Source organism: Sphingobium aquiterrae (genome assembly GCF_037154135.1).
GTDB lineage: Bacteria > Pseudomonadota > Alphaproteobacteria > Sphingomonadales > Sphingomonadaceae > Sphingobium > Sphingobium aquiterrae.
On the sequence record NZ_JBANFL010000013.1, the window covers coordinates 1 to 22,307 of the forward strand.

28 protein-coding genes are annotated in these 22,307 nt (G+C 64.0%); 25 read left to right on the forward strand and 3 right to left on the reverse strand.

The annotated features are described in order from the left end of the window. Positions 1–416 precede the first annotated feature (416 nt). Both WFP78_RS14430 and WFP78_RS14435 read left to right on the forward strand, forming a co-directional pair. Positions 417–896, forward strand: coding sequence for a MarR family winged helix-turn-helix transcriptional regulator (locus WFP78_RS14430; RefSeq protein ID WP_336963624.1), 480 nt, complete (start codon positions 417–419; stop codon positions 894–896). 106 nt (positions 897–1,002) lie between these two features. Continuing rightward, positions 1,003–1,434, forward strand: a complete 432-nt coding sequence (locus tag WFP78_RS14435) for a hypothetical protein (RefSeq protein ID WP_336963626.1) — start codon at positions 1,003–1,005, stop codon at positions 1,432–1,434. Positions 1,435–1,497: 63 nt separating this feature from the next. On the opposite strand, the gene WFP78_RS14440 is transcribed toward WFP78_RS14435, so the two are convergent. Together WFP78_RS14440 and WFP78_RS14445 are read right to left on the reverse strand one after the other, a co-directional pair. Beyond that, on the reverse strand, positions 1,498–1,788 hold the full coding sequence (locus tag WFP78_RS14440) for a DNA -binding domain-containing protein (RefSeq protein WP_336963629.1): 291 nt from the start codon (positions 1,786–1,788) through the stop codon (positions 1,498–1,500). Between the two features lie 30 nt (positions 1,789–1,818). Further along, positions 1,819–2,157 (reverse strand): hypothetical protein, encoded by a 339-nt coding sequence (locus WFP78_RS14445; protein WP_336963631.1) that lies wholly within the window; start codon positions 2,155–2,157, stop codon positions 1,819–1,821. 358 nt (positions 2,158–2,515) lie between these two features. Here WFP78_RS14445 and WFP78_RS14450 point away from each other — a divergent pair, with 358 nt between their 5' ends. From WFP78_RS14450 to WFP78_RS14520, 15 genes are all read left to right on the forward strand, one after another. Further along, a complete protein-coding gene (locus WFP78_RS14450; RefSeq protein WP_336963633.1) occupies positions 2,516–3,490 on the forward strand; it encodes a DUF7146 domain-containing protein in 975 nt (324 codons plus the stop codon). Between the two features lie 11 nt (positions 3,491–3,501). Continuing rightward, positions 3,502–5,151 carry a PRTRC system ParB family protein gene (locus WFP78_RS14455; RefSeq protein ID WP_336963634.1) on the forward strand — a complete coding sequence of 550 codons (1,650 nt, stop codon included), beginning with the start codon at positions 3,502–3,504 and terminating at the stop codon, positions 5,149–5,151. Positions 5,152–5,187: 36 nt separating this feature from the next. Further along, positions 5,188–5,622, forward strand: coding sequence for a PRTRC system protein E (locus tag WFP78_RS14460; RefSeq protein ID WP_336963637.1), 435 nt, complete (start codon positions 5,188–5,190; stop codon positions 5,620–5,622). A gap of 47 nt (positions 5,623–5,669) precedes the next feature. Beyond that, entirely contained in the window at positions 5,670–5,876 is a 207-nt protein-coding gene (locus tag WFP78_RS14465) for a PRTRC system protein C (protein WP_336963639.1), read from the forward strand. Between the two features lie 132 nt (positions 5,877–6,008). Then, a complete protein-coding gene (locus WFP78_RS14470; RefSeq protein ID WP_336963641.1) occupies positions 6,009–6,401 on the forward strand; it encodes a hypothetical protein in 393 nt (130 codons plus the stop codon). Between the two features lie 207 nt (positions 6,402–6,608). Continuing rightward, a complete protein-coding gene (locus tag WFP78_RS14475; RefSeq protein WP_336963643.1) occupies positions 6,609–7,043 on the forward strand; it encodes a hypothetical protein in 435 nt (144 codons plus the stop codon). Positions 7,044–7,050: 7 nt separating this feature from the next. Beyond that, positions 7,051–7,881 (forward strand): PRTRC system protein B, encoded by an 831-nt coding sequence (locus tag WFP78_RS14480; protein WP_336963645.1) that lies wholly within the window; start codon positions 7,051–7,053, stop codon positions 7,879–7,881. Next, entirely contained in the window at positions 7,878–8,537 is a 660-nt protein-coding gene (locus WFP78_RS14485; RefSeq protein WP_336963648.1) for a PRTRC system protein A, read from the forward strand. Before WFP78_RS14480 ends, WFP78_RS14485 begins: the two co-directional genes overlap by 4 nt. After that, the gene (locus WFP78_RS14490; RefSeq protein ID WP_336963650.1) at positions 8,527–9,285 is read left to right on the forward strand and encodes a PRTRC system ThiF family protein; all 759 of its coding nucleotides are present in this window, start codon (positions 8,527–8,529) and stop codon (positions 9,283–9,285) included. Before WFP78_RS14485 ends, WFP78_RS14490 begins: the two co-directional genes overlap by 11 nt. A 28-nt stretch (positions 9,286–9,313) precedes the next feature. After that, positions 9,314–9,715 carry a hypothetical protein gene (locus WFP78_RS14495; protein WP_336963652.1) on the forward strand — a complete coding sequence of 134 codons (402 nt, stop codon included), beginning with the start codon at positions 9,314–9,316 and terminating at the stop codon, positions 9,713–9,715. Positions 9,716–9,822: 107 nt separating this feature from the next. Next, positions 9,823–10,302 (forward strand): hypothetical protein, encoded by a 480-nt coding sequence (locus WFP78_RS14500; RefSeq protein WP_336963655.1) that lies wholly within the window; start codon positions 9,823–9,825, stop codon positions 10,300–10,302. A gap of 156 nt (positions 10,303–10,458) precedes the next feature. Continuing rightward, positions 10,459–11,559, forward strand: coding sequence for a hypothetical protein (locus WFP78_RS14505; RefSeq protein ID WP_336963658.1), 1,101 nt, complete (start codon positions 10,459–10,461; stop codon positions 11,557–11,559). 131 nt (positions 11,560–11,690) lie between these two features. Then, positions 11,691–16,868, forward strand: a complete 5,178-nt coding sequence (locus WFP78_RS14510) for a helicase-related protein (RefSeq protein ID WP_336963661.1) — start codon at positions 11,691–11,693, stop codon at positions 16,866–16,868. A gap of 213 nt (positions 16,869–17,081) precedes the next feature. After that, entirely contained in the window at positions 17,082–17,315 is a 234-nt protein-coding gene (locus tag WFP78_RS14515) for a hypothetical protein (RefSeq protein ID WP_336963665.1), read from the forward strand. A 102-nt stretch (positions 17,316–17,417) separates the two neighbouring features. Beyond that, positions 17,418–17,624: a hypothetical protein gene (locus WFP78_RS14520; protein ID WP_336963668.1), complete on the forward strand. Its 207-nt coding sequence runs from the start codon at positions 17,418–17,420 to the stop codon at positions 17,622–17,624. 159 nt (positions 17,625–17,783) lie between these two features. Here the strand turns inward: WFP78_RS14520 and WFP78_RS14525 are convergent, their stop codons facing one another. Then, entirely contained in the window at positions 17,784–18,281 is a 498-nt protein-coding gene (locus WFP78_RS14525) for a Ros/MucR family transcriptional regulator (RefSeq protein ID WP_336963671.1), read from the reverse strand. 312 nt (positions 18,282–18,593) lie between these two features. Here WFP78_RS14525 and WFP78_RS14530 point away from each other — a divergent pair, with 312 nt between their 5' ends. From WFP78_RS14530 to WFP78_RS14565, 8 genes are all read left to right on the forward strand, one after another. Further along, positions 18,594–18,812 carry a hypothetical protein gene (locus tag WFP78_RS14530; RefSeq protein ID WP_336963674.1) on the forward strand — a complete coding sequence of 73 codons (219 nt, stop codon included), beginning with the start codon at positions 18,594–18,596 and terminating at the stop codon, positions 18,810–18,812. Between the two features lie 62 nt (positions 18,813–18,874). Next, complete coding sequence (locus tag WFP78_RS14535) at positions 18,875–19,438, forward strand: hypothetical protein (protein WP_336963677.1); 564 nt, start codon at positions 18,875–18,877, stop codon at positions 19,436–19,438. Between the two features lie 80 nt (positions 19,439–19,518). Beyond that, positions 19,519–20,226: a hypothetical protein gene (locus tag WFP78_RS14540; RefSeq protein WP_336963680.1), complete on the forward strand. Its 708-nt coding sequence runs from the start codon at positions 19,519–19,521 to the stop codon at positions 20,224–20,226. Positions 20,227–20,329: 103 nt separating this feature from the next. After that, positions 20,330–20,524: a hypothetical protein gene (locus WFP78_RS14545; RefSeq protein WP_336963683.1), complete on the forward strand. Its 195-nt coding sequence runs from the start codon at positions 20,330–20,332 to the stop codon at positions 20,522–20,524. 76 nt (positions 20,525–20,600) lie between these two features. Then, positions 20,601–21,062, forward strand: a complete 462-nt coding sequence (locus WFP78_RS14550; protein WP_336963688.1) for a hypothetical protein — start codon at positions 20,601–20,603, stop codon at positions 21,060–21,062. Further along, positions 21,059–21,382: a hypothetical protein gene (locus WFP78_RS14555; protein WP_336963690.1), complete on the forward strand. Its 324-nt coding sequence runs from the start codon at positions 21,059–21,061 to the stop codon at positions 21,380–21,382. The genes WFP78_RS14550 and WFP78_RS14555 overlap by 4 nt, the downstream gene beginning before the upstream one ends. Next, positions 21,379–21,576, forward strand: a complete 198-nt coding sequence (locus WFP78_RS14560) for a hypothetical protein (RefSeq protein WP_336963692.1) — start codon at positions 21,379–21,381, stop codon at positions 21,574–21,576. Before WFP78_RS14555 ends, WFP78_RS14560 begins: the two co-directional genes overlap by 4 nt. An 18-nt stretch (positions 21,577–21,594) precedes the next feature. After that, positions 21,595–22,287 (forward strand): DUF5983 family protein, encoded by a 693-nt coding sequence (locus WFP78_RS14565; RefSeq protein WP_336963695.1) that lies wholly within the window; start codon positions 21,595–21,597, stop codon positions 22,285–22,287. Positions 22,288–22,307: the final 20 nt, after the last annotated feature.

Here is a 22,307-nt window from a genome sequence, read left to right on the forward strand (position 1 = left end):
GCCGCTAAAGCCGTAGCCGCCGATCGCGAAAACGGTCGAGACATTGTCTTTCTCGTCAACGAGGAAATGCTCCTCCATGGGACACGCGGAAATGCATGAGCGGGATCGGCGACGATCCGGGTGTATCCAAACGCTTAATCTCTTCCTCGCTGATCTTGACGAGGAAGCGGTCGCATTGTGTTCGTGCCGTGGGCCAACTCCCATCAAGTCGCTTGACGACGCCTCGATGGTGATCCCGAAGCTCTGATGTTCATCATTTCATTGATGGATATCCCCTCATAACGGCGAATTGCGGCACGCAATAATTCAGGCATGATGCTCTTGGAACATTCCGTTCCGACTTGCGGGGAGCGAGCAAATACTGGGCACTGACACGCTTTGCCGATGATGCCCGAGTGGAATGGAGATCAATGCCCATGAAACACGATGCTCATATTGAACCCATGCTCGATGGGCATGGCGGGCCAGTTGTTTTCGCACCTCTTTGCAAAGCGATCATCAGCGCCCGGAAAACCTCCACACGGGTCTTCGGCTCACTTTGCGGCGATCCGGGCAGCGAGATGCTTCTCGAGCTCTACTCGCGCGAAAGCCAGGGGGTGACGACATGCCTAACGAGTCTGTGGCTTGCGTCAAAGGCATCAGAGATGACGGGCCGTAGATGCCTGACCGTGATGGAAGAACAGGGTATCGTCGAGCGGGCGGCCGACCCTTCCGATCGGCGTCGGATCAATGTGCGATTCACGACCGAGGGCCGCAAGAAGATGGATGCCTGTTTCAGTGCCCTTTTACTCGGCTACGTTGAAACCTATCGGGATTGCGCTCGCAGTCCCAATGCAACGTTGAGGTCGCACGACTGCGCAATCTGTTGGAACGACATGTGCCATTTTGCCCACTGATCGGGCGACATCTCGGCCATATCTGTTCCTCGTAGACGAAAACGGTTCTCGGACGTGGCAGTTTAACTGAGCGTCATTGCGGTACTATTTCACCGAAGGACAACCGATGGATCAGCGCGTCATCGATCTTTGGGATCGGCTCATGTCCCATGGGGAGGGGGACGCGATGCCGCTTCCCGCATTCCGTAACGAGGTATTGAAGCTGCATGAAGCGATCTCCGACGAGGAAAGTCGGCTCGGCCTCATGCGGATATTCAATCTCATATGCGATCTAGTGGCAGCGCATCTCGAAGAGACAGGTGGCGATCTCGAAGCCTTCGCCCAACACCGGCAGGGCCAGATATGGATGTTCCTGCGCGCCGAATGCCTTGTCGACGGCGTGCTGGACCGGCCCCGGCTGCGTTATGTGACCGAGCGCGAGGTACAGGCCGGTCGTATGGTGGAAGACGATCCGCTACGTCGTTACGCGTTGGGCGATGATTCCGCCTTTGACGATTTTCGCGGAATGCCGCCCCACAAGAAGCCGACACGCCATTAAGGCGACGATTCTCGGCACCTCGATGTTGGGAGCATACCAACATCTCGAGACCAACTCAGTAGTTTATTGCAGCGTGTCCCGTTGCTGCTCGAGAATTGAGCGATAGCCGACCTCCGTCATCCACTTCGCGCGGCGCAGATGGTCCTTCCAGCAATGCCGAGTTCGCTCCGGCTCGGCGATTGGATCACGGTGCAGCACGATCCGAGCGACCTCTTGCCAATCCGCGTCCTCGGCGTCGGCGTCTAATAGCCGAAGATAAGTGATGGTATGCTGATCGTCATAGGGCGTAATGTTGTCCGACCACGGCACTTCGTTGGCAACATCGGGGTCCAGTTCGATCTTTGGCTTTTCCACCTCGTACATCCCTTGTCGGCGGACGGTCCGCTAGTTTGTTGACTTTGGCCATACATTGGCGCGGTTCAGCTCAAGGAGAAACCAGTCTCCAAACTTCCCCATATATGCGCCAGCGTCCGCGGCGATCTGCTCTAACAGTTCCTCACTCAAATCAGCCTTCTTGAGGTCGAGATCACGAAGAGTGCCCGCCACCATATGGTACTGAAAGACGTAGATGGCATTGCGTATATATCCCCGCACGATCTTCTCGATCACCCGCTCGTCGCCTTTCGCGGCGCGGATCAACTTTTCTATGGCCAAAACCGTTGGATTCGCCACATCGATCGTCTGCTGCATTTCCGGCGTCAGCTTCATTGCCTGATCGGACATAGATTACTCCGGCTCGTTTCTTCAGGACTTATCGGCATATTTGCATGCCGGCCCCAGGCGGACAAGGTTTAGCTTCGGCGACCTTCCCGAGAACCTTTGCCTCGCAATTATTGCCAAGCCGACGGTCGTCTTCGGCTTGTCCATACGACGAAGGGGAAAGCCGAAAGAGTGTGTGCTCGCGCCGCGAAGTCTCGCCAACTACCCGGCCACCGGCCGAGAGCCGGCGCCCCAAAGACTATCGTATGCCTTGCAAGGTCACGACGCGTCACCGTGGAAGAGAAGAGGGATGTGGGCTGGAGGATAGTCTTCAGCTGGAGCATTTCTCATGGTTCTTTCCCGGACCAGTGCCGATCCCCGCTTGCACGCCGCCGCCGCCAGCATCGTCAAATCCCTGGGCAGCGAATGGAAGGCGTCGGGCGCGATGTGCCTCTGTCCCGCGCACAAAGACCTTCGCCCGAGCCTGTCGGTCAGGGTCGGCGAGCACAGCATCCTGTTCAAATGCTTCGCAGGCTGCGCGACGATCGATGTCATTCGCGCGCTTCGATCGGATCGACGGCCGATCCCAACCGCCGATGCCCGGACCGAATGGGCGAATGCCGATGGCCGCGAGCGGCAGCTCAGCGGCCGGATCCGCTCGCTCTGGAAGGAAGCACGCCCGCTCACGGACACGATCGCCGAGCACTATCTCGCAATGCGCGGTTTTGCCGTACCGCATCCGGCGCTGCGCTACCATGAGCATATTCCGCTGGGCCGGAGTGCCGATGTCCGCTTCCGCCCCGGACTGCTTGCCGCCCTCGAAGCAGATCCCGGCGTCATTGCGATCGAGCGGCTGTTCCTCGATCCCCGCACGTGGCTGCCGGTCGACGATCTCGATCCGCCCAAACGCTTGCTCGGCCGCCCGCTCGGCGCTGCGGTCCGTTTCGGGGCCGCGACCCACGTGCTCGGGCTTGCGGAAGGTTGGGAAACCGCATGGTCGGCGCATCTCCTGCTGGGCATTCCGGTCTGGGCGGCGCTCGGTGCGGATCGCCTGCCGCTGGTCACGGTGCCGGAGCGGGTCGAGCATCTGATCCTGCTCCCGGACAATGACCCACCCGGCCGTCGTGGTGCCAAACGGGCGGAAGAAGCCCACGCGCGGCCCGGCCTTGAAATCGAGACGCGCTTCCCCGGCGGCGGCTTCAACGACTGGAACGACCAGTATCGAGCAGAAGGAGAGAGGGAGGAAGGCGGATGCGGCAAGCGGCCTGATGGCCAGGTGCGCCCCGCACATTCAGGCCCGCGCAGCGCAATAAGCGCCGAGGCGGCCCTGAAGGCGAGCCTGCCATATTCGACATGAGGAGACCGGCCTTGACCCCGCCACAACCGAGCTATCCCTCCAGACTGGCCCTCTCCAGAATGGTGAAGGGCGATAATCCCCGCCGCTATTTCGACCAGAAAAAGCACGACGAAATGGTGGCCTCGATCAGGCTGCGCGGCATCATCCAGCCCATATTGCTGCGTCCCAGGGGCGACGCCTTCGCCATCGTCGCCGGCGAACGCCGTTATCGGGCGGGACTCGAAGTCTATGGTCCTGAGGGCGAAGTGCCCGTCCTCATCCGCAAGATGACCGACCAGGAAGCGCTCGAAGCGGCGATCGCCGAGAATGACGACCGGGACGACCCTTCGGAGACCGAGCAGGCGGATGCCGCCGTCCGCTATCTCGCGGCGTGCCAGGGCGACCGCGCCGAGGCCATAAGGCGGCTCGGCTGGTCCCGGGCCAAGTTCGAACGCCGCCTCGCGCTCGCCGAGCTTTCCGACACCGTCAAATGCGCGCTCGACGAACGGAGGATCAAGGTTGGTCATGCCGAACTGCTCGCCGCCGTTCCGCCGGACAAGCAGGATAAGGCGCTCGAGACGATCCTGAATGCGGGTCTCGACGTCAACAAGACGCGTGAAATCCTCATGCGCGTCACGCAAGACCTCGCTGCCGCCTGTTTCGACAAGTCCGAATGCACGACCTGCCCGTTCAACTCGGGCACGCAGCGTGTCCTGTTCGAGACCCATGTCGAGGATGGCCATTGCACCAATCCGGGATGCTTCCAGCTCAAGACCGAAGCGGCCGAAGTGATCCGGTTCGAGAAGGAGGAACGCGCGGCGAAGATGGCAAGGGCTGCGCTGCCGGCCGCCGTCGATGATGGCGACGGTGATGCCGATGGTGATGAACAGGATCACCTTCTCGACGAACCCACGCCATCGGCTGACCCTCAGGCACGGCCGGAAGACGATGACATGTCCCCGGACAGTGTCGAGACGCGCGCCGCGCCGCCCGCGGCTTCAGTCAACTCCGCGAACAGCGCCAGTGCGACGCACAAGCCGGCCGTCACCGCGAAATCGATCGCGGCCCGGACCGCCGACGTTCGCGAAGTGGCCTGGCGGACCGCGCTGGCCCGGGCGCTCGCGAGCAATGCCGAACATGCGCGCACGACGATCCTTGTCGCGGCGATGTCCGGCACGCTCTCGCAGATCAAGGCCGATACGCTGACGTCGCGTGCCGGTCTGCTCGTCGGCGCCTCGTTCCCCGACCTCGATTATGGCGCCAAAATTGCGGCGATCCGCGCGCTGCCCGAGCCGCAAGCCGCAAATATATTGTCCGTCATCGGCGCGGCCTACGCCAAGGATGTGCTGAGCTTCGGCCATGTCGCCGATCTCGCCAGGGTTTTCCAGGTTGACCTGCGCGACAGCTGGCAGGTCGATCAGGCGTTCCTCGAGCGCTACACCAAGGACGAGCTCAAGTTCATCGCACAGGAATGCGGCCTGATTGCTCATGTCGGCGAGAAGCGGTTCGCCAAGCTGCTTGGCTCGAAGAAGACCGATCTCATCGCCGGCATGCTCAATCGCATTGGCTTCGGTTGGGCCGGTCGCCTGCCGAGCGCGATGACCCTCGATGGCGCCTATGGCCCGCCGCCGGATCGCGTTGCTCCGCAAGCCGAGGTTCCGGTCCCGGATCTCGCCGCCTGACCCCAAGTCCCACCTACACTGAGAAGGATCGACATCATGTTGATTACAAGCCTGCTCCCGCTGCTCGCCCGCTATTCGCTCGGCTTCGACCTCGTTGCCGGCCCTGATGAGACCGTCACGCTGACCATCATTCCGCGCAAGGCCGACAACAAGTCTCCCCCGCTCGATGCCAGCGAAACCCGGCCGATCTCGATCACGGCGAGCGCGGCGGAAATCGACGCCGAACTGGCCCGTGGCGCGGACGGCGCGCTCGGCCAGCTCATCGCCACGCGCAAGACGCTCGCCGACCAGATCGCCGAGCAACGGCAGGCGGGCGAGGACGCCAGGGCGGCCGCCGCGGAAGCCGCGAAGGCAAAAGCCGCGAAGACGGCAGCGACGAAGCCGCCTGCGCCCACCAGTCCCCCGAAGATCCAGACGCCGACCAGCCCGCCGGCCGACGCCAGGCCGGATGAGCCCGCGACCCTGTTCTGAGGGATGCCGCTCGAACCCCTCCATCATCATATTCCTGGAGCCTTCCCATGCAGATCAATCATCTCACGCGCGCCTATCGCTATGACGGCATCGACCTTCCGGTGCCGCCGCATCTCGCCGACGACCGCGAAGCCTTACGCGCCTATCATGCCACGCTCTACCCGGCGATCCTCAACGCCGAGATGGTCGACGCCGGCGTGAACGGTGGCGCGCATGTCACCGAATATCGCCGCGCCGTCGGCACCAAGGGCTGACCGTGGCGCGCCGGACAGGCGCGGCCATCCCGCCCGCACCCCGCAAAACCCTCCTCGACTGGGTGGAGTTCAACGATGGCGACACGACCAGCTTCGCCCTGCCTGCCTGCGGCGATCAGGCCCAGGCCTTCCATGCGCGGATTGTCCTCGACTCCGATGATGGGAAACACAGAGCTCCCGAGCCGCGTGCATCCCCGTCCGGCCTGCGCCTCCCGCCGATGGGCTGATCTCGCGGGGCGATCCGTCGCGCTGTCGCCCGATATCCCCACGATCTTCGACGCCCCGCTGGCGCCGCATCACAGGCTGATCGGCCGTTGGGCCGCGTCCTGCGACAAATCGACGAGGACGTACACGCGCGCGCAGGCCCGTCGGCGTATCGAGCGGGTTTTCGACAGCGCGGTGCTCGAAATCCTTGAGCCCCTCGACATCGCAGATTTCAGGGTCGCTGCCCTTCACAGTGAGGGGGACAGCCCGCCGGCGATCGCCATCTTCTGCGAGAGCATGGGCCAGCTCGACCTCGGCTAGATCGAAACCGGCGATGCCCCCATTCCGTGGCGTGCGGCAGCCTATAGCGCGCTGGAAGAGACCCTCGGCCTCGCGCTGCCGATCTTCGGCTATCAGGACCTCTTCTATGAGATCTCGCTCTATTATTGGGACGGCGAAACCGAGGACGAAGCCGCTCGCCAGAACCTGATAGATTATCACGGCGCGGACCCCGACGATCTCGACGAGATGGCGCTGCCGTCCGCCATGGATGCGCGCCGGCCCGACTGGATGATCGCGGCGAACGCGGCGCCATCGGCACGGCTCCCGATCGGCCTGCGCCGGAAACTTCACAGGCTGCGCGAAACGCACAAGGCCCTCAAGCGCCTGCCACCCGAACGCAGCGCCTGGCACTTCGATTTCGAGGTCGCCAGCGAATACATCCTCGGCATCGAGGAATGCTCGTCCTTGCCGCCGCTGACGCTCGTGCCCTTCGAGCAGTTCGCGCGTGAACTCGACGATGTGGGCCGCAACGGCATGGAGATGGGCTTCATGGACGTCGCCGGCCTCTGTCCGCTGCCCGACGCCGGGCACATCGACGACTGGTTCGCGTCCCTGAAGCTCGGCGCGCAATTTCTCGCCGCCGCGCAGGACCTGATCCGCTTCGATCCAGAAAACCCGTGAGGTATCCATGTCCGATCACTCGACCCTCTTCGAAGCCACCGGCGGCGGCATGGTGTTGACCAACGCCATCCTGCTCTATCGCAACCAGCCGCCCCGCAACGCCAACCCCTATGGCGCTCCGCGACAGGGCGGGCCGGCATTCGCCAGCATTCATGCCGTCGAGCATGATGGCCAGGGCCAGCCGACGATCGCGGCGGGCGCCCCGCTGTCGCGCGCGCATCTGCGGCAATGGACCGAGGCGCTCGGGCGGACCGCCGCGCCCGAACTGCTCCCGGACAATGTACTGGTCGCCCATCCCGACATGCTCGCCTGGTGGACGCCGGAGCAGGTGCGGCCCGGATATTTCAACCTGTCGGCGCCTCCCGCGGGCCTTCGCGCCCTGTCCATGCGGACGGTCGTGCCGGTCCCCTATCCCGCGCATCTGTTCATCGCTACCCGATCCGGTCTCGGTGTCTACGCGCTCCCGGAAAACCGGCGGCCTGCCGCCGATACACCGGCGCTGTACTCGCCGGTTCTCAATGTCTTCACCAGCGGGCAGCTTTGCTGGGGCAACATCGCAAGGCCAAAATCTCTCTCCGTCGCATCCATGCCGGAGTTCGAGCGTGCGGTGTTCGAGAGCTGGTCGACCCACCCCAATCCGGGACAGGAATTTACCGTCACCTGCAAGGGCGGTCTGGTCAGGCTCTGGGACGATCTGGCCGCGCGCCGGGCGAAGCGGTTTCCGGTCCGCCGCCTCAAGCCCTTTGCGGGTGGCACGCGGCGGCAGGATCGACGAACGTCGGCCGAACCGATCACTGTCGGACGGCTCATTGCGCTATCTGGAGGTGCGCCGCGATGACCATGCTCGCCGACGATCCGACGGCGGCCGCGCTGCTCGCCGAGGTGCCCTGCTATCCGGTGCCGTCCTGTGGGCGGTCGCCCGCGCTCGATGCACTCCGCGCCGCGCGCGCCGGACACGGCCTTGCCGTGGGGACGGACGGGGTGATGCTTATCCTGCGCCGGCCATGGCTCGCGCTCGACATGCCCGTTACTTCGCCGATCGCCGTGCATCTGCCCTATGGCGAGGTCGGCAGTCCCAAAGCCGAGCTGCGCTGTGGGCTCGTCCCCGGATTGCATATCGAGGCGATCCTCGACTTTCTGCGGGCCGCCCTGCCGAATGAGGCTGCCGCATTTATTCTCTGGAACGAGGTGACACGGGAGTTCTCCGTGGAGTTTCCCGTCATCGACGAGGCCACGCCCTCGCGCCTCGTCTACCGCACGCCGGTCCTGCCGCCCGACTGGCACATGGTCTGTGACATTCACAGCCACGGAACCGGGCCGGCTTTCTTCAGCGCCACCGACGATGCCGACGACAGACACGCGACCAAGATCTCGCTTGTCTTCGGCCGGCTGGATCAACCCGACGGTCCGACGAGGGCGTCTCGCCTCTGCGCCGGCGGCATGTTCCTTCCCCTGCCGCGCAGCCCGTTCGCAGGAGATCATCATGCAACCTGACACCGTCAACCGTCACTATCTTCCCGCCGCCTTCGACGATCGGGCGCTCAAGGTTCTGCTGGCAGGCTGCGGCGGCAACGGCGCGCAAATGCTGATGGGGCTCGCCTCGCTCGACACGGCGCTGCGCGCGATATCCTCGCGGTCGCTCGACGTCACCGTGGTCGACGATGATACCGTCACCGAGGCCAATCTCGGCCGTCAGCCCTTCTATCGCTGCGATGTCGGCAACTCGAAAGCGCGCACGCTGACCGAACGGATCAACCTCGCGCACGGCCTTGCCTGGACAGCGGTCCACGGCCGGGCACCCGGCGCGGTCGGCCTCGAAGGAACCGATATCCTCATAACCTGCGTCGACACCGCCTTGGCACGCCGCGCGATCGGCGCCGCGATCGCCAGCAACAGGGCCATGCCGACATACTGGATGGACCTCGGCAACCGCGCGACCGACGGCCAGTATCTGATCGGCTGCCCCGGCAGCGATATCGGCAAGGTTCGCCCACGTCTTCCGACCGTGCTCGAATATTTTCCCGAACTCGCCGATGACAGCCTGCCTGACGACGACGCCCCTTCCTGCTCGGTCGCCGAGGCGCTGGAACGCCAGTCGCTGTTCGTCAACCGCGTGATGGCGAGCCATGCGCTTGCGCTGCTGTTCGATCTGCTCGGACGCGGCTCCATCGGCCATGCCGGTGCCTTCATCAATCTCGCGAGCGGTCAGGCTGTTCCGATCCCACTGCCACGCAGCGACTGAAACGACACCAACACATTCTGGAAGGATAGTGCTCATGACGCCAGATTCTGAGCGGGGCTGGACCCTGCACTACACCATTGGCAGCGTCCTCGCCGCCAAGGTCAAGACAGGCGATCTGGTTCAAATGCCCGGCGGCCAGGACAACCTGATCGTGCTCGGCGGACGAGCGCCGCTTCGCGTCAAGGACCCTGGCAGCGTGATCGTCCGCAAGCCCGCTGCCGATGCAGTTGACGGATTTGAGGTGCGTCCCGGCGCGGTCGGCATGGTGTGGATCAGCGCCGCCGGCGGCTGGTCGGAGTTGCCGGAATCTCCTCCGCGTTACTGCGCCGATGCCGTGCAACAGCAGATCGAGCGTGATCGCCGGCGTTCCAGGATCAGCAGGAAGGAAGAGCGCCTGATCCATGCGCTGCTGAAAGGCCGGGGCAACTGATTGATCGTCGGACGGGCAGCATGGCGCTCGGCTGAACGGCCTTCGGGATGAAGGGGAGGAGGATTGGGGGAGGGCGCTCCGCTTGATGGAGCAGTCTGGAGACTCCCATGAAAATCGAACTACGGCGCATCTCCTATAGTGCCACGCTCTCACAGGAAACCGCGGCTTTCTCGGCTCAAGTCTGGATCGACGGCGAACTGGCCTTCCATGCGCGCAACGAGGGAACGGGCGGGGCTGACTTCTATCGTCAGGTTGGCCGCTGGACCGAAGCGCAAGTCGATGCCTGGCTCAAGGCTAACCGGCCGCCGCGCTTTCTTGGCGAGGACCTCGCTTGCGATCATGATCTCGAGATCGAGGTGAGCGACCTTCTTTCCCGCGCCATCGAGGGGCGGCCGCTGCGGCGTCTTTTAAAGACACGGCTGATCACGATCGAGAAGGATCGGATCCTGCAATATCCGCTGCGCAAGCGGCCGCTCGCGATCGTCGCCCGTGCCGTGCGCGCCACCAATCCCGACGCGATCATCGTCAACGACGCCGACGACGATGTGTTCGCGCGCGCCCTCAAGGTCCTTCTCGCCAGCCGCTGACCCTCCGCACGGGAGATCGTCATGACCGATATATTCGATCCCGCCGATGCGGGATGCTGGATCGCGCGCGGCCGTCCGGCACACCATGCGCACGCGCTGGCCGATGCCTGGCGCCGCTTTCCCGACCTGCCGAACGGTGCGCCGCTTGACGCCCGCATGGCGCGCTCGCGCGAACGCGTTCAGGCGCTTCGCCCGCTCAACGAGGCGATCGGACTGGAGACCGAACGCCAGCGCCAGTCCACGAACTTCGCCTGCATCGAACGCCAGATTGCCGAGGGCAGCACCGACAGCCGAAAGCCCGCCATCCTTCATGCTAGGGATGTTCGTGGCTATGATTGGGACGCTGCGGTTGCCTGGGCGGACGGCAGCTACGCGGCCCGGGCAGGATGGCCAGCACGACCACCGTCGCCGCTTCGCGCGGGGGAGCCGAATACTCGCGGACATGCCTACACCCAAGGCTTTCTCGATAATGGTGGACAGCCCGATGATATCTTCGACGTCGCCCGGCGATCCTTCGCAGCCGCGCCGTCCGAGATCACGCGCCCGAACAGCCCACGCTCCGCACGACCGCTTCCCGGTTCGTGGCCGAGTCCGACCGACGCGCCGTCGCCCGCATCGTGGCATCGACGCCTGCTCATAATCGGCGCTTCCGAGCTGGCGACAGAGGCGATCGGGATCCTCGCGATGCTGCGCGAACGGCCCGGACACGAGGCTATGCCGCAATATGTGATCAGCCCCGAGACCGGCTTATGCCCGCTGGAGCCGGCGGGCGTGACGTATCACGATCGCACCGTGCTGCGTGAGCAGCTGCGCGCGAGTGATTTCACCGATATCCTAGTGGTGGCCAACGATGCCGAACTCGGCCAGTTGGATGCTGACGCCGATATCCTGCCGCTCGCGCGCACGATGGAACGGTGCCGCAATTCGGTGCTCCAGCAACGCGCGCAGTTCCGCCTCTGGCTGGCCCGCGGCCGCGCGCCCGGCGACCAGTTCGCCGCCGGCCACATATGCTGGAGCAAAATGGCTGCCGGACTTTCGGGGCGCCTTGGGGATTTTACCGCGCGCTATGCCGGGCGAGTGCAGCCTCGCGGCCACCGCATCGAGGTGACGGACGTCAGTGGCGAATTGGCGTTCGGCTACCGCACCCCGCTTGGCCGGCCACTCCATCCCGAGATTGTGATCGGCAACAAGGCCCATGCCCGAACCGCGATGGCCGACCTGCTGCGCCAATATGCCGCGTCGCTTCGCCTGGGCTGAAAAAGCGCCCGAATCTGCGCCCGATCCGACGCCCCACGCCCGGCTCCTCGCCGCATCCTGACACCCGATCAGCCTGACATCCCTCCGGGCCGCCCCGCCGTGCCCGCGAAACCCCGAAAAAGGAAGCATCCATGCGAAACAGTGCATCCGCGTTGGCTCTCCAGCTGTGCCTCGACTTCGACCAGCCGATCGCGCCCGCCAGAACGGTCGTGCCTCCGATCGAGCAGCCGACGCTCTTTTCGGTGACCGTCGCCGACACCGCCCGACCATCGCACCCGGCCCCGATCGACTTCTCCTTCGCAGGGGGGCGGACCCTGGCACCCTCATGGAAGGGCCGCGCCCATGACAATATCGAAGCGATCAGGCTCTTGAACATGCTCGACCGGGAGCACCGGCCGGCGACAGCGGACGAGCAGGACGCCATCGCCCGGTTTATCGGTTTCGGGGCCTCCGAGCTTGCCAACAACATCTTCGCCCGGCGCGGAGACGAATATCGCGAGGGCTGGGAAGATTCGGGACGAAGGCTGGTCGAGGAAACGACCGATGCCGAACTGAATTCGCTCAAACGCGCCACGCAATATGCCCACTACACCCCCGAATACATCATCCGGGCCATGTGGGACGCCGCCCGGACGCTCGGCTTCACCGGCGGCCAGGTGCTCGAACCGGGATGCGGCAGCGGCCTCTTCATGGGGCTTCGGCCCGAAACGCTATCGAAAGATACGGTGTTCGTCGGCATCGAGAATGATCCCGTCACCGCCCGGGTCGCAAAGGCGCTCTATCCCAATCAGGTCATCCGCTGCATCGATTTCGACAAGGCTTCGCTGCCGGGCGACTTCGACCTCGCCATCGGCAACCCGCCTTTCTCGAACCTCTCCATCCGCGACAGGACCGAGCTTGGGCGACTTGGTCTGTCACTCCACGACTTCTTCATCGCGCGATCGCTGGAACAGCTTCGGCCAGGCGGCATCGCCCTGTTCGTGACGTCGCGATATTCGCTCGACAAAAGCGACTCCAGGGCGCGCGATCATATCGCCGGCATCGCGGACCTGCTCGGCGCCGTGCGCCTTCCGGCCAGGGCCATGCGGGATGAGGCGGGCACCGACGTGGTCGTCGATATCCTCCTCTTCCAGAAGCACGCGCCCGATCTCGCGTGGCGGCCACAGGAATGGCGCGAGCTGGACGCGGTTCCGGACAGCGACGAGGGCGACGGGCCGCTGCGGATCAACCGCTATTTCCTCGACAATCCCGGCCATGTGCTGGGCCGCCACGAATGGCGAAACGGCCAGTTCGGCATGGACTATAATTGCGCAGCCGAGCCCGGCGCCGACATAGGTGCGATGCTCGCGGCCACCTTGTCGGCGATCGCATCGAAGCATGAAGGCGCGTGCAAGCCTATCGACCGCGCGACTTCGCTGCGGGACACGCTCAATGTCACGACGAGCGTGGAAGTCGGCACCGCCGCCGACGAAGCCGAGTTCAAGGAGGGCAGCTATCTCCTCTCGGGCGGGGTGCTCCACCAGATCGTCAATGGCATCGCCACCCTCGTCGGCGTGAAATCCGGCCGCGGCGGCACCGGGCTGTTCGCGAAGCACGCCGCTATCATCAAGGCCCTGATCCCGATCCGCGATACGGTCTGCGCGATCCTGCGCGCCCAGCTCCGTGACCAGCCCTATGCCGCCTCGCAGGAGAAGCTGCTCGCCCATTACCGGCAGTTCACCAAAAAATACGGGCCGATCAACCGGACGATCACCAGCATCCGCACCGATCCGGACACCGGCGCCGAGAAGGAGTATCAGCGCCGACCCAATTTGCAGCCCTTCCTCGATGATCCGGACGTGTGGCTGGTCGCCTCGATCGAAACCTATGACGAGGTCGGCGACGTCGGCGTGCCGGGTCCGATCTTCACCGAACGCGTCGTCAAGCCGCCGGTCATCCAGGATATCCACTCGGCGCAGGACGCGCTGGCGCTGACGCTTCACGAGCGCGGCCGCGTCGATATAGCTCTGATTGCCGACATGCTAGGCGTCACCGAGGCCGAGGCACTCGCTGATCTCACGGACGATGTCTATCTCGACCCGGTTCGCAGCACGCCCCATTTCGACCACTGGGTCACCGCCGACGAAGCACTTTCGGGCCCGGTGCGAACCAAGCTCGCCATGGCCCGCGAGAAGGCCGGGACCGATCCGCGCTTCCAGGCAACCGCGAGCGCGCTCGAGGCGGTCCAGCCGGTCGATCTCAAGCCGAGCGAGATCACGGCCCGTCTCGGCGCGCCCTGGATTCCCGTCGACGTCATCGAGACCTTCATCGCCGAGATCATGGAGGTCGACACGATGATCCGTCATACCGTCCAGCTTGCCAGCTGGACGGTCGACAAGGCGCCGTTCCAGGGACAGGCCAGTTCGTCCTCGACCTGGGGCACGGCGCGGCGTGGTGCCGGCGACCTGATCGAAGACGCGCTCAATTCCCATATCCCCAAGATCTACGACACCTGGGGCGACGAGAACGGGTCGGAGCGCCGTGAACTCAACGTCACCGACACCGAGGCCGCGAAGGAAAAGCTCGCGGGCATCAAGTCGACCTTCGAAACCTGGGTCTGGCAGGACAGCGAACGCGCCGACCGGCTCGTGCGCATCTACAACGATGCCTATAACAACCTCGTACCCCGCTGCTTCAATGGCCAGCATCTGACGCTGCCGGGCGCTTCGACCACGATCAGGATGCGCGACCACCAGAAGCGTGTGGTCTGGCGCATCATTTCGTCCGGCAGCACTTACGTTGCCCATAGTGTCGGCGCCGGAAAAACCTTCAGCCTGTGCGCCGCGGTGATGGAGCAGCGGCGGTTGGGCCTCGCCAGCAAACCGATGATCACGGTGCCGAACCACTGTCTGGCGCAGATCGCCCGCGAGTTCCTGATGCTTTATCCGACGGCGCGCATCCTTGTCGCCGACGATACGAACTTCGTGAAGGAGAAACGGCAACGGTTCCTTGCCCGTGCGACGACCGGCAACTGGGACGCGATCATCATCACGCATGATGCCTTCAAGTTCATTCCGACGCCGAGCGCGTTCGAGAAGCAGCTCATCGAAGATCAGCTCGACAGCTACGAGATCCTGATCACGGGCATCGACAGCCAGGACCGCGTGTCGCGCAAGCGTGTCGAGCGTCTGAAAGAGGGCCTGAAAAGCAAGCTCGACAATCTGAAGGCCCGCAAGGACGACCTCGTCCATATCGGCGAGATCGGCATCGATCAGATCCTGGTCGACGAGGCACAGCAGTTCCGCAAGCTCACCTTCGCGACGAACCTCGGCGACCTGAAGGGTGTCGATCCGGTCGGCTCGCAGCGCGCCTGGGACCTGTTCGTGAAGAGTCGATACATCGCCGGCATCAATCCGGGGCGCGAACTGATCCTTTCCTCCGGCACGCCCATCACCAACACGCTCGGCGAGATGTATACGCTGCAGCGCTTCATGCAGCCCGACGAGCTTCACGCCAAGGGCCTGCATGAGTTCGACGCCTGGGCGGCGGCCTTCGGGGACACGCGCACCGAACTCGAATTGCAGCCCAGCGGCAGCTACAAGCCGGTCACCCGCTTCTGCGAGTTCGTGAACGTCGCGGACCTGATGGCGATGTACCGCAGCGTCGCCGACGTTGTCCTGAAGGATGACCTGCGCCAGCACGTCAAGCTGCCCACCGTCAGGGGCGGGAAGCGGCAGATCATCGTCGCGAAGTCCGGCGCGCCCTTCAAAGCCTATCAGCGCGTGCTCGCCCAGCGCATCAAGGCGATCGAAAGCCGCAACGGGCGGCCGCAGAAGGGCGAAGACATCCTGTTGTCGGTCATTACCGACGGACGCCATTCCGCGATCGATCTCCGCTTCGTCGATACCGGCGTCGGCAACGATGAGGGCAACAAGCTCAATCTCCTGATCGAGAATGCCTTCCGTATCTGGCAGGAAACGGCCGATCATCGCTACACCGATCCCGAGACCGGCAAGCCCTATCCGCTTCCGGGCGCCGTCCAGATGATCTTCTCCGATCTTGGCACCGAGGCCGCGCTCGAGACACGCGGTTTCTCCGCCTATGTCTGGATCCGCGACCGGCTCATCGCGATGGGCGTGCCGGCCGAGCAGATTGCCTTCATGCAGCACTACAAGAAGAACAGCGCGAAGCAGCGGCTGTTCAACGACCTCAACCAGGGCCGCAAGCGGTTCGTCCTCGGGTCGACGGCGACCATGGGCACCGGCGTCAATGCGCAGCAGCGTTTGAAGGCCCTGCATCATCTCGATGTTCCGTGGCTCCCTTCGGATATCGAGCAGCGGGAAGGGCGGATCGAGCGCCAGGGCAACCAGAACGATGAGATCGAGCTTTACGGCTACGCCACCAGCGGCTCGATGGACGCGACAAACTGGCAGATGCTCGAGCGCAAGGCCCGCTTCATCAACATGGCCATGTCGGGCGACCGCTCCATTCGGCGGATCGAGGACGTCAGCTCCAACGTCAACCAGTTCGCGCTGGCCAAGGCGCTGGCGTCCGGCGACGACCGGCTGATGCGCAAGGCCGGCCTCGATTCCGAGGTCGCGCGTCTGCAGCGTCTGCGCGATGCGCATATCGACGATCAGCATAATATCCGCAGGACCATCACCCGAACGACCCGGGAGATCGAGGACTGCCACAAGCAGATCGCGCTGCTCGAAGCCGATATCGCCCGGCGCGTTCTTCCGGGCGGGGACGCGCTTGCGTTCAATTGCGACGGCACGATGATCACCGATCGCACTGCCGTCGGCGAACGCATCCTCGGATATGCCAGCCGGATGCGAAAGGACGGCACGGAGGCCCGCTGGACGCTGGGGACCATCAACGGCATCGACCTGGAGTTGTCGGGCTATGAGGCCTTGAACACCGATGGCAAACGCTACCTCTGCACCGTGGTCGCGATGCAGCATCACGGTGAGAACGGCAAATTCGAAGTCACCGAGAAGACACGGCCGGGCACGGTAGCCGGCCGGATCGACTCTTCCATTCACAATCTCGATACTGATCTCGACAGCATCAGGGCGACGCTCCAGGCCCACGAACGACGGCTCCCTGCGTTCGAGGCGCGCGTGGGCCAGCTCTTCCCCGACGCCGCGTTGCTCGACGACAAGCTTCAGGAACTGGCCGAACTCGAGGCAGACCTCGCCACCACCAGGGGCGAGTTCGAACCGGGCGGTGAGCCCGAGGTGACATTGCTCGACCTCGAGGCACACGATGACACGCCGTTGCCGCCACGGGCCTGCGCAACCGAACCGATGACCCGGTTGGACGCATAGCGGGATCAGCGCGCCCCCGCGCGCACAGGCCCCGACCCACGACAGCACCGACCGCGAGGATAAGCCTCCGCTTGCCGACCTGGAGCCGTGGATCGGATGATGAAGTCCCGAGCCCTCGGCGCCGACCCGCGCCGTTCATTGTCCAGGACCGAACTGCAAACCCATCCCGCCAGGAACCGTGCACACCGGCGCCATCATTCATGGAGAAACACGATGCGGATCGACTACAGCATATTCGGGAGCTTCTCGGTGCCGGACGGTTCCGCCTTTCTCCCCGGATCAAGAAACCTGATCCGGCTTCCCGGCGGACAGATCATATCCATTCACCCCATTGTCGAGATGGCAAGCAACGCGAACGCCGACGACCATCGCAATCTCGACTACGAGGAAGCAGCCGCGCTTGGCGTCATGCTGGAGGACTACGACCGCGACTCCATACCGTGGTGACCCGGTACAAGGCTTTCCCCTGACCAAACCCGCAAGCGGCGCTCGCGCTCGCAGGGAATCGTCGCCCGCCCTCCGCAGCCCAGATCGATCATGGAGCCAGCTATGTCGAACTACCCCAGGACCTTCGCAGAAACCTACACGATGCGCAGCCGCTTCTTCCACGACCTCGGAGAGAGCGCCAGGAAGCTGGCCGACACCTACACCTTCGACGCAGACCTCGACAATCGCGCCGCATTCAAGGAGCTTGTGTGGGACGCCGTGGTGCGCTCGCTTGTCGAACACCACGGCTTCAAGGCCGAAGACCTCTGATGCGTGTGCAGATTGACCCACCAGACCTTCTGCGCTCATCGAATCCGGATCGTCCATGACAAGCGCGCACACCGCCAGGCGCTCGGCGGGACGGGATCGGGTTCCCGAGACATGGCACATGCGGATGCATGGCACACCGGCTTCGCCAGATGCAGGCGCTTATGCAGGCTGCTCGGCCTCAGCGGGCTTCTTGCGCGGCCTCCGGGCCACCGGCGCTTTCTTCGCCTCGGGGGCGGGAGCAGGTTCGGCCGCCCTGGGCTTGCGGCCAAGGCCGATTTTCTTCGCAAGTGAACGGCGCTGCTCGGCATAGTTGGGCGCAACCATCGGGTAATCGGCCGGCAAATTCCACTTCGCGCGGTATTGTTCGGGCGTCAGCTGATAGGCCGTCATCAGATGGCGCTTGAGCATCTTGAGCTTCTTGCCGTCCTCAAGACAGACAATGTAGTCGGGCTTGATTGAAGCGCGGACTGGGACCGCCGGCTCCGGCTTGATCTCCGGGGCCGCCGCGGGGTTCTGCAGACCGTTCAGCGCGCCGTGAATATTCTGGATCAGCAGCGGCAGGTCGGCAACGGCGACGGAGTTGTTGCTGACATGCGCCGAGACGATTTCAGCGGTCAGGGTAATCAGCGTGCTGCCCTGTTCGGCGGTTTCAGTCATGTGCGGCCCTCTTTTCGGTCCAATGGGGAAAGTGCGGGTCGATGCCCGCGCGAGCAGTGCCGAGGCACGCGTTGCCGGACAGCTTATACGGTGTTGCTCCCGCCTGCCAATCCGCTCCCTGATCCGAAAGGAGGAGGGGGATGAGAATTGAGTGCGGTCGGTCGATGGCTCGGGTGCTGCCCGGACGCCTGAACGGAAATCAGCCTGCCGGGCTCGCACCGTCCCCGGCGATCCAACACGAGCATCGCATTTTCGCCCTCCGGCGCGCTTTCGCGCGGCCGCCCATCGCATCCAGCAGAAAGGAACAGTCCCATGAGTACAGACACCTTTGTGTCGTTAGGCACGTTCGTCGTAACCGTTGCGTTCTCGAGCGGCGGCGAATGCTATGCCAGCGAAAGCTACAGGATCGACGCGGTGAACTGGTATCGCGCCGAGCAGGCAGCGATCGCCTTCTCCGAAAACAGCACCTACTATCGCGACGCCATTCCTGGCCTCAGCCGCGCCGCCGTGGCGCATGCGACGGACGTGTGAATGCACGCAACGTGGGCACAGCCCTGCGCGCCGGGCGCTCATCTCCCGAAAGGATCGATCCCGTGACCATGACCAGGCGCGATCACGCGCAACTGCTTAGCCGCGCCCGTGGGGCGCTCGAAACCCCGGCTGACCTCGACGCAGAGGCGATCCGGCATCTGATCGAGGATCTCGCATCGGCCGAAGACATCGTGAAGACCGGCACCGTTACAGATGACCGCAAGCCGGAGCCGCCGACCAGCCTCCCATCGGCGAGCATCCGCCAACTCCCCGTCATGACCAACGCCGATGCCGCGAGCATTGGCTTCGCGATCTTCAATCATGTGCCGACGCTCCCAATCGACATACCGGACGGCGGATTCACCATCAGCGCCAAGACGAGCGAGGGACGGCGCGTCACCTTCTACTTCAGACCTTACCGGACGGGCGGTCCCCCGCGCTGCGTCGACATCCAATGTCATGACGGCCTCACCGTGCCCGATGGCGGCGGCGTCCCCACGCCGGTCTTCGACATGCTCGTGATCGCAGAGGAAGGCCGGCAGCCATACGACAGCCGGAAATCCCCCATCTCGGAAAAGCCATCGATCGCCGTCCTGCTGCTCGACCAGGCCGCAGGCACCGACTGACCGGCCGCCCGATCCATCTCATCACCCATGCAAAGCCCGGCCGTCGTGCCGGGCTTTCGCGTTTCAAGGAGCATACCGCCATGCACTCCGATGATAGCGCGCCTGTCGCTACACCGCTTCTCTACAGCCATACCGCGTGCGACGAGCGCGGGAACTTCCACTACCGGGGCGATCTCCACAATCCGGGCGAGAATCTGGCGACGGTCGCCGGACGTGTCGAGCGGCATTTGCGCAGCCGATTCCCGGAAGCACGATTTTCCGTCCTCACGCAGAAATTCTCCGGCGGCCGAAAGATCATCGCCGAACTGCTCGATACGCCCGAAGATCTCACCGGCAGGGAAGAGCAAGACGCCTTCACTATGAAGGTGAAAGACGAGATTGAACGGTTTGGATTCACACGGTCGCAGCTCCTCCAGGACTCCCATAGCTGCGCCTTCTTCTGCGAGGTTCGTATCGGGCGGCCTTACTGGGCTGCGCTGGCGACGCGGCGCGGTTCGGGAAGCACCGTCGAGGCCCTGATCCCGCTCGCCGCCTTCAAGAAGCGGATCAAGCCGGGCGACCAGTTGAAGCTGATCGGCGCGCCGGACTCCTATCGCACGATCGGGGCGATCCGAACGGTCAAGGCGGTCCGCTCGAAGGACATCGTCTTCGAGGGGCCGATCTATCTCGACTTCCCCCGCGCCGCGCAATTCGCCTGCGACGGCAAGCTCGTGCGCATCGCGATCGGGACCGAGGACCACCCGGGCGCCTGTCTTGTCTACGAATTGCAACCCGCAATGGTGGCCTGAAGGGTGCCGGAGTTTCCGACGCGACTGGCCGGGCGCGTCGGACCGCATCGCCCGCATCCCGGGCCTTCCCGGCAGATATCCACCGCACACAAGGAGCGATTGCATGACCATTTCCGATATCGACACCACAACACCGGAGCAGCTCGCGCCGGTGCTGTATGCCGCGCTTCAGCGCCTCGGCCAGCTTGGTCGCGAGGGAGCGGTCGCACTTGCCGCGCTGGTCGAGGACGACGACGCGGATCTCGACGAGGCCGCCTCGTGGGTCGAGGAGGTAGCCGCCGGGGGCCTGCGCGACTGATCCGACTTCCACATTTTCCGTCACTCTCACGAAGCCCGGCCATCGCGCCGGGCTTCGTGCATTTTGGAGATATTCCATGCACTCGGCACAATATGTCTACGATCACGCCCCCCTGGGGGCGCTCATCAAATATGTCAGCGGAGAGCCACGCCCGCCCGAACGCTTCACCCGAAAAGTCCGAGCGTGGGAGGCCGAAAACGGCACCGGCCGCTTGGTCGAACGCCGGCCGGACTCCGGCAGTCATCCCGCGACATTCACCCTACATATGGGCGATTTCGGGAGCGAGGGTATCATCGTGATGGTGGTCCGCCGCCTGTTCAGCGCCGAGAGTAAGAAGCCCTTCGAAATCCTCGGAACGCCCGAACCTGGGATGGTTCGCGTGCTGACCGGCCATGATGGCCGTGAGGAACTGCGCTTTCTCGCCCCTGACATGGCCGCCGCCAAACGCTGGATGACGGAACATCATTATTCCGACATGCGCGCCGAGATCGTGGTCGACCCTGATCCTGTCGTGCTGCCGGACACGAGAGCAGCATGACAGCACAGGTCTTCGACAGGCCAGCATCAGACGAGGTGGCGGACGGCGAAAGTCGCCGTCACCACGTCCATGTGTACGCCGTCATCCGCATCAAGGTCGCCGTTAACGCCCAGGACCATCGTTCGGCGATGGCGGCGGCCGACGAGCTGCTGTTCGGAAATGGGCTGGCCCTTCGCCTGATGCCGACCGCGCAGGCCGTGCTCGACGTCGAATATGCAGAGGAGGTCACAGGCTATCTTGTCGATGAGGCCGATGATGGCGATTTCGCTCGATCCCGCGCCTACGGCCCCGACCACGAGCCTGAAGGAGTTCGCTCATGACGTCTCACGAGATCCGGATCGTTCAGGTCTTCCGCGTCGAGCGTGCGATCGTCGTCAGCGTTGATGCGCCGGACTGTCAGACCGCCATCGACATCCAGAGCGAGGGCGATGTGCCTTCGTTCGCGGATGTACGCTGGGGGTCGCTCTGGACGCTCGAAAACGAACAGGTCGAAGCCGCCGGGCGGGCGGGTTAGCGGACGAAGGATATTCCCATGACAGATCAAACCCGATCCGCGCATCTTGCTTTGCTGGTGCGTGCCAGGATCGCGCTTGCGTCTTATGCCGAAACATCCGGCGACATTGCCGACATCATCACCGATCTCGACGCGGCGGCCGCCCGTATCGACCGGACGCCCGTTCCCTGGTCCATTCCTGTCCATCTCGCCAATATCAGCCACGGTCATGGCACCACTGTTGCCACCGCGCTGTCCCACAAGGGACTGCTGGAACAGGTCGCGACGTTCTGCCGGGCGCAATGGGGCGAGATCAATGACGACCGCGATCCTGGCGATCTCGACGATGCCACTGTGGTGGGCGACTATTTCAACCGGCATCCCGAAGACCAGCTGATCACGCGTATCGAGTTGATCGATCCCGATCTCGGCTATGATACCGACCGTCTGGAGATCGGCAACTATCTCGCGCTCTCCTCAAGCCATGTCTCGTGGCCGACGACGGTGAGGATCGACGAGTGGCTGATGCTCGACCCATCCGACCGTCCCGTCAGCGTCGCCGATACCCATCATGGCTGGCTCCTGCGCACCGTTCCGGCCTCATTCGGGGACCAGTCGGAGATTCCCGACGATCTCTTCAACGCGCTGACAGTCGCGCGCAATCACGGCTGCAACTATCTGATCCTGGATCGCGACGCCCCCGCGAGCGACCGGCTGCCTTGCTTCGACTGATAGCCGCCGGCACTGCGAGC

Coding starts and splice junctions, on each gene's coding strand:
- WFP78_RS14525 (WP_336963671.1), bottom strand. CDS start 18,281: ATGACTGAAACCGCCGAACAGGGCAGCACGCTGATTACCCTGACCGCT.
- WFP78_RS14560 (WP_336963692.1), top strand. CDS start 21,379: ATGACGTCTCACGAGATCCGGATCGTTCAGGTCTTCCGCGTCGAGCGT.
- WFP78_RS14520 (WP_336963668.1), top strand. CDS start 17,418: ATGTCGAACTACCCCAGGACCTTCGCAGAAACCTACACGATGCGCAGC.
- WFP78_RS14475 (WP_336963643.1), top strand. CDS start 6,609: ATGGCGCTGCCGTCCGCCATGGATGCGCGCCGGCCCGACTGGATGATC.
- WFP78_RS14530 (WP_336963674.1), top strand. CDS start 18,594: ATGAGTACAGACACCTTTGTGTCGTTAGGCACGTTCGTCGTAACCGTT.
- WFP78_RS14505 (WP_336963658.1), top strand. CDS start 10,459: ATGGCGCGCTCGCGCGAACGCGTTCAGGCGCTTCGCCCGCTCAACGAG.
- WFP78_RS14555 (WP_336963690.1), top strand. CDS start 21,059: ATGACAGCACAGGTCTTCGACAGGCCAGCATCAGACGAGGTGGCGGAC.
- WFP78_RS14510 (WP_336963661.1), top strand. CDS start 11,691: ATGCGAAACAGTGCATCCGCGTTGGCTCTCCAGCTGTGCCTCGACTTC.
- WFP78_RS14500 (WP_336963655.1), top strand. CDS start 9,823: ATGAAAATCGAACTACGGCGCATCTCCTATAGTGCCACGCTCTCACAG.
- WFP78_RS14430 (WP_336963624.1), top strand. CDS start 417: ATGAAACACGATGCTCATATTGAACCCATGCTCGATGGGCATGGCGGG.
- WFP78_RS14435 (WP_336963626.1), top strand. CDS start 1,003: ATGGATCAGCGCGTCATCGATCTTTGGGATCGGCTCATGTCCCATGGG.
- WFP78_RS14445 (WP_336963631.1), bottom strand. CDS start 2,157: ATGTCCGATCAGGCAATGAAGCTGACGCCGGAAATGCAGCAGACGATC.
- WFP78_RS14460 (WP_336963637.1), top strand. CDS start 5,188: ATGTTGATTACAAGCCTGCTCCCGCTGCTCGCCCGCTATTCGCTCGGC.
- WFP78_RS14480 (WP_336963645.1), top strand. CDS start 7,051: ATGTCCGATCACTCGACCCTCTTCGAAGCCACCGGCGGCGGCATGGTG.
- WFP78_RS14465 (WP_336963639.1), top strand. CDS start 5,670: ATGCAGATCAATCATCTCACGCGCGCCTATCGCTATGACGGCATCGAC.
- WFP78_RS14540 (WP_336963680.1), top strand. CDS start 19,519: ATGCACTCCGATGATAGCGCGCCTGTCGCTACACCGCTTCTCTACAGC.
- WFP78_RS14565 (WP_336963695.1), top strand. CDS start 21,595: ATGACAGATCAAACCCGATCCGCGCATCTTGCTTTGCTGGTGCGTGCC.
- WFP78_RS14515 (WP_336963665.1), top strand. CDS start 17,082: ATGCGGATCGACTACAGCATATTCGGGAGCTTCTCGGTGCCGGACGGT.
- WFP78_RS14485 (WP_336963648.1), top strand. CDS start 7,878: ATGACCATGCTCGCCGACGATCCGACGGCGGCCGCGCTGCTCGCCGAG.
- WFP78_RS14545 (WP_336963683.1), top strand. CDS start 20,330: ATGACCATTTCCGATATCGACACCACAACACCGGAGCAGCTCGCGCCG.
- WFP78_RS14550 (WP_336963688.1), top strand. CDS start 20,601: ATGCACTCGGCACAATATGTCTACGATCACGCCCCCCTGGGGGCGCTC.
- WFP78_RS14470 (WP_336963641.1), top strand. CDS start 6,009: ATGCGCGGATTGTCCTCGACTCCGATGATGGGAAACACAGAGCTCCCG.
- WFP78_RS14490 (WP_336963650.1), top strand. CDS start 8,527: ATGCAACCTGACACCGTCAACCGTCACTATCTTCCCGCCGCCTTCGAC.